Below are 8,341 nucleotides of genomic sequence, written 5' to 3'. Positions count from 1 at the left end.
GGTGTAATCGTTACTGTGTGTGTCGCTGTCTTTGGTCCGTTACATCCTGCAGCACTTGCAGTGATGGTTGAGGTTCCGCTCCAGCCTGCTACATAAGTTACATCTCCTGTAGCAGCATTAATACTGTTGCCTGCTGTTCTGCTGGCCGCATCTAATGTATAAGTGATACCTGTAGTGTTCGTCGCTGTTGCATTGTAATTGACTACTCCTGCTCCCTGGCATCTTACTGATGTAGCGGCAATATCAAACACAGGCACACCAACTGTTGGTGTGATCGTAACTGTATGACTGGCTGTTGAAGGTCCGTTACAACCTGTAGCTGTTGCAGTGATAACTGAAGAGCCTGTCCATGATGCAACATAGGTTACTGCACCTGTAGTAGCTACAATGGTGTTACCTGCTGCAAGACTTGCAGCATCCAATGTGTAAGTAATACCACTTGCATAATTTGCTGATGAAGTGTAAGTGACAGTCCCCGTTCCCTGGCAAATGGTTGAAGTTGCTCCTGATACAAATACCGGCGCAGCAACAGGTCCGTTAGTAGTAACAGTATGCGTCGAAGTTTTAGGACCATTGCAACCTGTTGCAGTCGCAGTGATGGTTGTTGAACCAATCCAGTTGGCTGCAAATGTCACCTCTCCTGTGGTGACATTAATAGAGTTGCCACCTGCAGCACTGGCCGCGTCGAGACTATAAGTGATTCCGGTATTGTTAGTTGCAGAGGCGCTGTACAAAATTGTTTCAGCTCCAACACAACGGGCAGAAGTTGCTCCCGCTGAAAAGACAGGCGAGCCTACTGTTGGGGTAATGGTAACTGTATGAGTTGCCGTCTGTGGTCCGCTACAACCTGCTGCCCTGGCAGTGATTGTTGATGTTCCGCTCCAGCCTGCTGAAAAAGTTACAACACCTGTAGTTGCGTTAATGCTGTTACCACCTGTGATACTTGCACCATCAAGGCTGTAAGTAATACCGGTTGTATTGGATGCAGATGCTGTATAAGTAACTGCTCCTGGTGCCTGGCAAATAACAGAGTTTGCTCCTTTTGCAAACACCGGCACTGTTACAGGGGCATTGGTGGTAACTGTATGATTAGCGGCAGATGGGCCATTACAACCTGTGGCTGTAGCAGTGATTGTTGAAGTACCAAACCACCCTGCATCCCAGGTTACTGTACCTGTTGCAGCATCTATCGTATTACCAGCTGCGGTACTGGCAGCATCTAAGCTATAAGTGATACCTGTGTTATTGGTAGCGGTTGACGTATAGGTAACTGTACTTCCAGCTTCACATCTTGTTGACGTTGCTCCCATAGCAAATACAGGAGTAACTACTGTTGTTGTAATCGTTACTGTGTGTGTAGCTGTCTTTGGTCCGTTACATCCTGCAGCACTTGCAGTGATGATTGATGTTCCGCTCCAACCTGCTACATAAGTTACATCTCCTGTAGCAGCATTAATACTGTTGCCTGCTGTTCTGCTGGCCGCATCCAATGAATAAGTGATACCTGTAGTATTCGTTGCTGTTGCATTATAATTTACTACACCTGCTCCCTGGCATCTTACTGATGTAGCCGCGATATCAAATACAGGCGCACCAACCGGTGGCATGATGGTAACGATATGTGTCGAGGATGAAGAAGAGCTGCAGCCAGAAGCTGTTGCGGTGATAGTTGAAGGACCGTTAAAACCCGCCGGAAATGTAACTGACCCTGTAGCTGCATTGATAGTACAGCCCGCTGCCGTACTATTTGCATCAAGGGAGTACGTAATTCCGTTTGCATAGGTAGCTGTTGCTACATAAGAAATTGTATTGGCTCCTAAACATCTTGTTGAGGACGTTCCTAAATTAAACACAGGCGTTTGCACTGCACCATAAGTTTCAATTGTTTCCGTAGCAAAAACACCGGAATTACAATTTCCGTATGCCGTAGCAGTAACAGTCGAAATACCGATCCAATTTGCAGTAAAAGTCACATCTCCATTACCTGAGTTGACGATATTACCTGCAGCAAGACTTGTTGCGTCTAGTGAATAAACAATAGAAGTCTCGTTTGTTGCTGTTGCAGCGTATTGCGTTCTTTGTGCTGCCTGACAACGAATCACAGAAGGACCTAACTTAAACACTGGGGTAGTGACCGCAGGCAAAGTTCTTATGTCTAAATCTTTACTTCTTGGCCCCTCACATCCTGTCGCCGTAGCCTTTAATTTAAAAGACCCGGTCCAACCAGGCGCAAAAGTAACGGCCCCTGTCGAAGCGTCTACACTATTTCCCCCTGAAATACCACTGGCCTCAATGGAGTAAGACATAGAGGTAGAATTCGGAGAATTGGCTGAATATATAATTGTCTCACTTCCCTGGCACCGTTCAATTATAGATCCCGTCACATAAACTGGATCTGTAATTTTTCCGGCTATGGTTACCGTGTGTGAAGCGCTTAGAGGTCCGCCGCATCCTACGACAGTTGCCGTAATAACGGAAGTTCCAAACCAGTTACCGTCATAATCAACAACACCTGTTGCAGCGTTAATTTTATTTCCCGCTGCAAGGCTGGTTGCATCGAGGCTGTAAGTGATACTGCTAGCATTGCTAGCTGTTGCGGTATAAGGTACATTCTCGGCTTTCTGGCACCTCTGCGAAGTACTCCCCAGAGCAAAAACAGGCGTACTAACATTTGGAGTTATTGTTACGGCCAGACTGCCGGCTCCTGAACTCCAAATACCGTACACTGTATCTAAAGCTCTTATATAATACGTACCCGAAGTATTTACTGTGCAAGTGGCCTCGGGCTTTGCGGTACTGTTTCCAGTTGCAGTACTTTGCCAGTACCATCCGACATTCGTCTCCGTCGGAGATCCACTACGTGTAAGTGTAACCCCAGGGGTAACACATTGGGGAGAGTTGGATGTAGGGTTAGCAGGGTTGTTTGGTATCTTAACCACCAACCCATTTGCAGTAACGTTGTCATTCATCCATGTTGTAGAGCTTTTGTCGATATTAGTTACATAAAGACGAAAAGTGACTGTTCCGATATTAGTAAAATTAGTACCTGTAAAATTTATCGTGCTTGTTGTTATGGCGTCTTTTACAGTTGCTCCCGAACTGATATTGCTAGTATAATTGTCAATACTGGAGCGTAATACCCACTGCGAAGACGCGCCTCCACTTGGGTTATCACTTGTCTGATGACTAAAAGACAAGGATGTGAGTCTTAATAAATATCCGGCATTTGCTGTAACTGAGAATTGATTATACTGGGCGGTATTAACTGAAAGTGTGGTATTTAATTGACTTGTGACAAAGGAAGTAGTGGACGCAACGCATACAGTTCCTGCCGTTGTATAGTTACTTAAAGTAGCGTTGGCGGCTTGTCCGGAAACGCCGTTATTAGTATTAGGACATGTTGCTAGTAAAAGTCCTGTGAACGGATAGTTTCCTAATTGTTGGCTACTGACCTTTGTAGTCGAAAAAAGAGAAAAAATAATAAATAGAGAAACCGCAGTCAAGCTTGAAACCTTTTTGAAAGCTTTTTTCCGGGAATACGAAATGCCATTTCCTGACTGCAAAGCGGTAAAGAGTCTTTTAAATGGATTTGATTTCGTGGGCATTATCTCGCCAAGAAATAAGTGAAATTCCATTAAAAACAGATCGTATAGGTTTCTCATTCAATAGGATATTTCCCGCTTTTGGAAAAACAGGTTTTTGTAGAAACGTCATTAGGAAATGAAATATTGCTTTTGGCTGGTTAGAACGGGGAAATGTCAGCAATGAACAACTAAAGGCAGCCTAATCAGCACCTTTGAAGAAAAAAGAACGCGTGAAAGCCTTAGGAGAACTGTTTTTGCAAACAAGGAAAGTTAACTGGGAGAACCAGAAGTAGGTGTGCAACAATGCTAAAAGGAGTAGTTTAAGCCCCTAGTGGAATTCGCTTATCACATCCAATGATCTATCGAAATAGAATCAATAAAATTAAGGCAAGTTGAAAAAAGCGATCCCGCAGCCTTTAAAGGTTACTGAGACAAATTTTGCAGAACGCAAAATCTGTTCGTATGACGTTGGATACGGAAGAAGTATTTGCGCGACTATTTGAACGCTTTCAAATCGATGGTAAAGACGAGATTAGAGTTTGCAGGTATTGAACCGGCGGTGCGGTTACCATAAGCAAGAGATGGAGGCAGGTATAAAGTAATACTACCACCAGTACCTATAAGAGGAATTCCCTCCTGCCAGCCGACAATAAGATTTGATAGAGGAAAGACTGCGTTAGTATTACTGTCGAAAGTTGTCCCGTTCGTTAATTTACCCACGTATGCTACCTGAACCGTTTGGCAAACTGTAGGTTTCGACGCAGAGCCGGGTGTTGTTATAGTATAAAAAAAGCCGCGTGCGTCAGCCGTTGCACTGATATTATTCGCATCGAGGTAAGCCTTTAGTGTAGCTACTTCCGAAGCAGGAGCAGTAGTATTTACCGATGGACAAGCCTCATCTTTTTTACTGCAACCAGCTATTGTAATCAATAGTACTACAACAAACAAACTCAATACTTTTTTCATTCTTATCACTTTGGTCGTGCAATTTAGGACATAGGTTAGTTTGGACGAGCAAAAACAACTTTTTGCAGAAACTTTTTTTACAGGCGTACTTTCCCGTGCTTCTTGCATTTCTTGCCTAAGAAAATTAAATTCATAAAATTTTTCTTATGAGCTTAAATAACAACGGTACTGATCCGACAGTTACTGTAGAAAACGAAAAACAGGTAATTACTATTGGAAATAGCATTGCAACACCTGCTGCGCCAAAGCCAACTATCTCAGTTGAAAAAGAGAAAGAGATTATCGATGAAATAGAAAAACACTGCTCACGCTGGAGACTGATAGGTAACATTTATATTGCTTCCATTATAATTTTTGGACTTGCTGCAGTCAGCACTTCGGTGCTGGTTTCAATTTATACCGGATCGGATGAGAGCGTAATTAAAGTATCTACTATAAAGGTAATGGCCTGCATCTCCACCATTTCGCTGGCAATTTTGACTTCATTTAATCTTGTATCTAACTCTGCCAATGCAAGAAATGCCTGGAAATCTCTAAATGCTGCTCTAATGCTGTACGCCGCCGGAAGCATTACTATTCAACAATTGATAGAACAATACCAAAAAGGTGAAAACCAGTTGGGCAGCTTCAGTTTCAATTACGGATCAAACAGTGATAAGCCGGGTACCTATGCGCACGATATTGCTGCGTCTGATGAAGAAAGAAAGCAAAAAGAAGCCGACGACTTATCAAAAAGACAAGCGCTTGCGGCTATGAAAAATGGTAAAGCAGGTGCGGAGCAATTATTAAACTAAGTCGCACTTTGGATTATCAGGCCGAGGCCGAACAGCGATAAAATGTACAAGTGAGTGACACAACCAAAGCTGAAGAATGTTACCCACTTGCTCCAATTGCAATTTACTTTTCTCTCAAATCAAAAACCTAGCATTAAAGCTTCAAAGGGCGCTACCTTAATCTGTATTCCCTCATCCAAATTTTTGGCCTGGTACGGTCCGCCTTTCAGCAAATCTGTGAAAGTATATGACTCGCTGATTTTTAGCTCAAGCATTTTTCTCAACTCGGGCGGCAAAATCAGCCTGGTTTCAATTGGCTTACTCCTGTCGAAGTTCGCAATAACCAAAACTCTCTGGTTTGGGGTATAGCGTATGTACGCATAGTTTTTATTGCTGAAGCCAGATATGTTTAATTCGTAAAAGCGGCCTGAACGAATGGCGCGGTTAGTAGCAGTAATGTTGAGCAGCTTTGAATAAAAATCACGAAGTTCTTTTTGTTCTACCGACAACGCAGCTCCGTCAAACTTTCCGTTGTTCATCCACTTCTGGTGGTTTGGTACTCCCCAATAATCAAAAATGGTTGTGCGGTTATTTTCGTTTGCAAAGCCCGCCTTTCCCCCACCAGGCTCCCCCACTTCCTGCCCTGAGTAAAGCATCACCGGTCCGCTTGCCAGTGTTGCTGACACCACCATGGCCGGCTTTGCGAACTTTGCATCTTTTGCAAAAGCCTCTGATGCGATGCGTTCTTCATCGTGGTTTTCGAGGAAGCGAAGCATGCGCGACGAAAAGCCACGGCTCTCCTCTTTCCACACATGAGTGATGTCTTTTACGTTCGCGTTTGGTTCATCTTTAACGAGCCTTTTTAACGCGTCGTACAATCCAACTTTATCATATAGAAAATCAAATTTGCCAATAGTGAAATAGTTGTTGAACTGCGCCGGATTATAAGCCTCGCCTATAAAAACAATTTTCGGATTTACTTTTTTCACCTCCGGAATAACCCAATTCCAAAATTCGACAGGCACCATTTCTGCCACATCACATCTGAAACCATCCACATTTTTCTTTGCCCAAAAAGTAAGAATGTCTTTCATTTTGATCCAAACCTGCGGTGTGGGGTTGAAATAAGTTTTTTTGCCATTTTGATAATCTACTCCATAATTAAGCTTAATGGTTTCGTACCAATCGTTGATAGAAGGTTGTGCAGCAAACACATCATTGCCGGTTGCTTTAGCAGGGTTTTCATCAAATTTGCCATCTTTTAGAGGATGATGAAAATTTGATCCGCCAGCATCTACACCATTCGGCACTATAAAAGGCTGTGACGGGATGTAATAATAATCGTTGGTTGGTGAGAAGGCTTTTGTGTTATCGTCGTTCTGCCCGAAATCTTTTACCCCAGCTGGTCTCGCATCCGAGTTGTAAGTGCGTGCAACGTGGTTGGGCACAAAGTCCATGATGACCTTTAATCCATGTGCATGAGTTCGTTTAATTAAAGCTTCATATTCACCCATCCTGTTTTTTACATCTACAGCAAGATCAGGATCAACATCGTAATAATCTTTTACTGCATAAGGAGAACCTGCCCGACCCTTTACAATGTCGGGATCATCGTACTTAATACCGAAGCTGGTGTAGTCGGTCATGGTCGCGTGTTTGATAACACCTGTGTACCAGATATGGGAAGCACCGAGCTTTTTAAGTTCATCGAGTGCCTTGTCTGTAATGTCATTAAACTTACCCACTCCATTCTCTTCTTTAGAGCCGTAATACTTATTAGTGGTGTTCTTATTGCCAAAAAGCCTGACCAGCATCTGATAAATAACAAGCTTGTTATCAGTGATTACTTCTTCAGTTGTATTGGCGGGGTTCATCTTGCGGGAAGTTGAAAGTTGAGATATACCACTTTGGGAAAACAGAAAAACAGCAGCAACGATACTCGTTATATAGATCTTTCTCTTGTGTAACATCAGAATTTTATAAAGTTTTGAAATGCGTTTCAAATAGACTTTGTCATCGCTTTTGATATACCCGCACATAGTCGACCTCGAACCTGTTTGGAAATTTTGTGTTACTGAGGTCGCCGCCATTCATGCCGCCCGTTGCAAGATTGAGTAACATGTAGTGCGGTTGTTTGAATGGATTAACGTCTGATCCGTCTTTGTTTACAAGCTTGGTTAGTTCAACCTTGTTTAGCAGTTGATCATCGAGGTAAAGAGCGATGGCGTTTTCATCCCAATCCATGCGCCACGTGTGAAACTTTGAAGCCCATTTTGTGCCACCAATTGAATCAATCGCGAACGTATTACTGTACCACTCTGCCTTTTTGTTAGCACCGATGCACGCTATATTGGCCAACAGTTTTTTGCGGTAATATTCCATAATGTCTATTTCTCCGTTAGCGGGCCAGCGACCTACAACGCCTAAAGTCCACCATGCCGGCCAAAGACCTGAGCTAATATCAATTCTTCCACGCATTATAAAACGTCCATACTGCCACGAATGTTTACCCGAAGTATTTATACTTGAAGACGTGTATTCAATATTTTTCCGGTTTCTTCGCCAGTCGCTACTTCCTGCTTCATACCTTGGATTTGGTCTTGTTTCTTTTCGTCCTTCTATAATCAAAGTTCCTTTTTCGCAGGTAGCATTTTCTTCCTGGTACCATTGGGTTTCCTCATTGCGCGTAAAGCCTTTTTCATAGCGCCAGTTCGCGGTATCAGGCGCGCCCTTTTTATTAAACTCGTCGGCCCAAACTAATTTATATCCATCTCCTTCACTTGTTTTTCCCAATCCCGATTGTGTTGCACATCCCATTAAAGCAAGGAAGCAGGGAAGAATAAAAACAAGCGGAAAAGTTCTAAGCTGCATAGCACTCTATTTATCGACTAAAGTATTTATTTCCTTTCAGAGCCAAATAAAAAAACAACGGTACACGAGTGCGACGCAACGAAAGCTTCATTTTGAACTACTGTTGGCGCCCCACACTTTCAATAAAAAAAGGGGTAAAATTGGCTA

At 43.1% G+C, this 8,341-nt stretch carries 5 protein-coding genes; 1 reads left to right on the top strand and 4 read right to left on the bottom strand.

What is annotated here, in order from left to right; genetic code table 11:
* Both SAE01_RS19110 and SAE01_RS19105 read right to left on the bottom strand, forming a co-directional pair.
* Window positions 1–3,662 (bottom strand): beta strand repeat-containing protein (locus SAE01_RS19110; protein ID WP_147205405.1); only part of this gene is annotated, 3,662 nt, incomplete at its 3' end.
* A gap of 417 nt (window positions 3,663–4,079) precedes the next feature.
* Window positions 4,080–4,550, bottom strand: coding sequence for an FKBP-type peptidyl-prolyl cis-trans isomerase (locus tag SAE01_RS19105; protein WP_147205404.1), 471 nt, complete (start codon window positions 4,548–4,550; stop codon window positions 4,080–4,082).
* Window positions 4,551–4,696: 146 nt separating this feature from the next.
* Here SAE01_RS19105 and SAE01_RS19100 point away from each other — a divergent pair, with 146 nt between their 5' ends.
* Window positions 4,697–5,344 carry a hypothetical protein gene (locus SAE01_RS19100; protein WP_147205403.1) on the top strand — a complete coding sequence of 216 codons (648 nt, stop codon included), beginning with the start codon at window positions 4,697–4,699 and terminating at the stop codon, window positions 5,342–5,344.
* A 119-nt stretch (window positions 5,345–5,463) separates the two neighbouring features.
* On the opposite strand, the gene SAE01_RS19095 is transcribed toward SAE01_RS19100, so the two are convergent.
* The gene (locus SAE01_RS19095; RefSeq protein ID WP_218029197.1) at window positions 5,464–7,293 is read right to left on the bottom strand and encodes an alpha-amylase family protein; all 1,830 of its coding nucleotides are present in this window, start codon (window positions 7,291–7,293) and stop codon (window positions 5,464–5,466) included.
* Window positions 7,294–7,336: 43 nt separating this feature from the next.
* Window positions 7,337–8,194, bottom strand: a complete 858-nt coding sequence (locus SAE01_RS19090) for a glycoside hydrolase family 16 protein (protein ID WP_147205402.1) — start codon at window positions 8,192–8,194, stop codon at window positions 7,337–7,339.
* Window positions 8,195–8,341: the final 147 nt, after the last annotated feature.

Source organism: Segetibacter aerophilus, assembly GCF_007991655.1.
Classification (GTDB): Bacteria; Bacteroidota; Bacteroidia; order Chitinophagales; family Chitinophagaceae; genus Segetibacter; species Segetibacter aerophilus.
Note: the sequence above shows the minus strand (reverse complement) of the source record. Positions and strands in the feature narration are given on the sequence as shown.

What these genes read in the sequence shown, in the direction of transcription:
- SAE01_RS19105 (WP_147205404.1), bottom strand. Translation starts at nt 4,550, where the DNA reads ATGAAAAAAGTATTGAGTTTGTTTGTTGTAGTACTATTGATTACAATA.
- SAE01_RS19100 (WP_147205403.1), top strand. Translation starts at nt 4,697, where the DNA reads ATGAGCTTAAATAACAACGGTACTGATCCGACAGTTACTGTAGAAAAC.
- SAE01_RS19095 (WP_218029197.1), bottom strand. Translation starts at nt 7,293, where the DNA reads ATGTTACACAAGAGAAAGATCTATATAACGAGTATCGTTGCTGCTGTT.
- SAE01_RS19090 (WP_147205402.1), bottom strand. Translation starts at nt 8,194, where the DNA reads ATGCAGCTTAGAACTTTTCCGCTTGTTTTTATTCTTCCCTGCTTCCTT.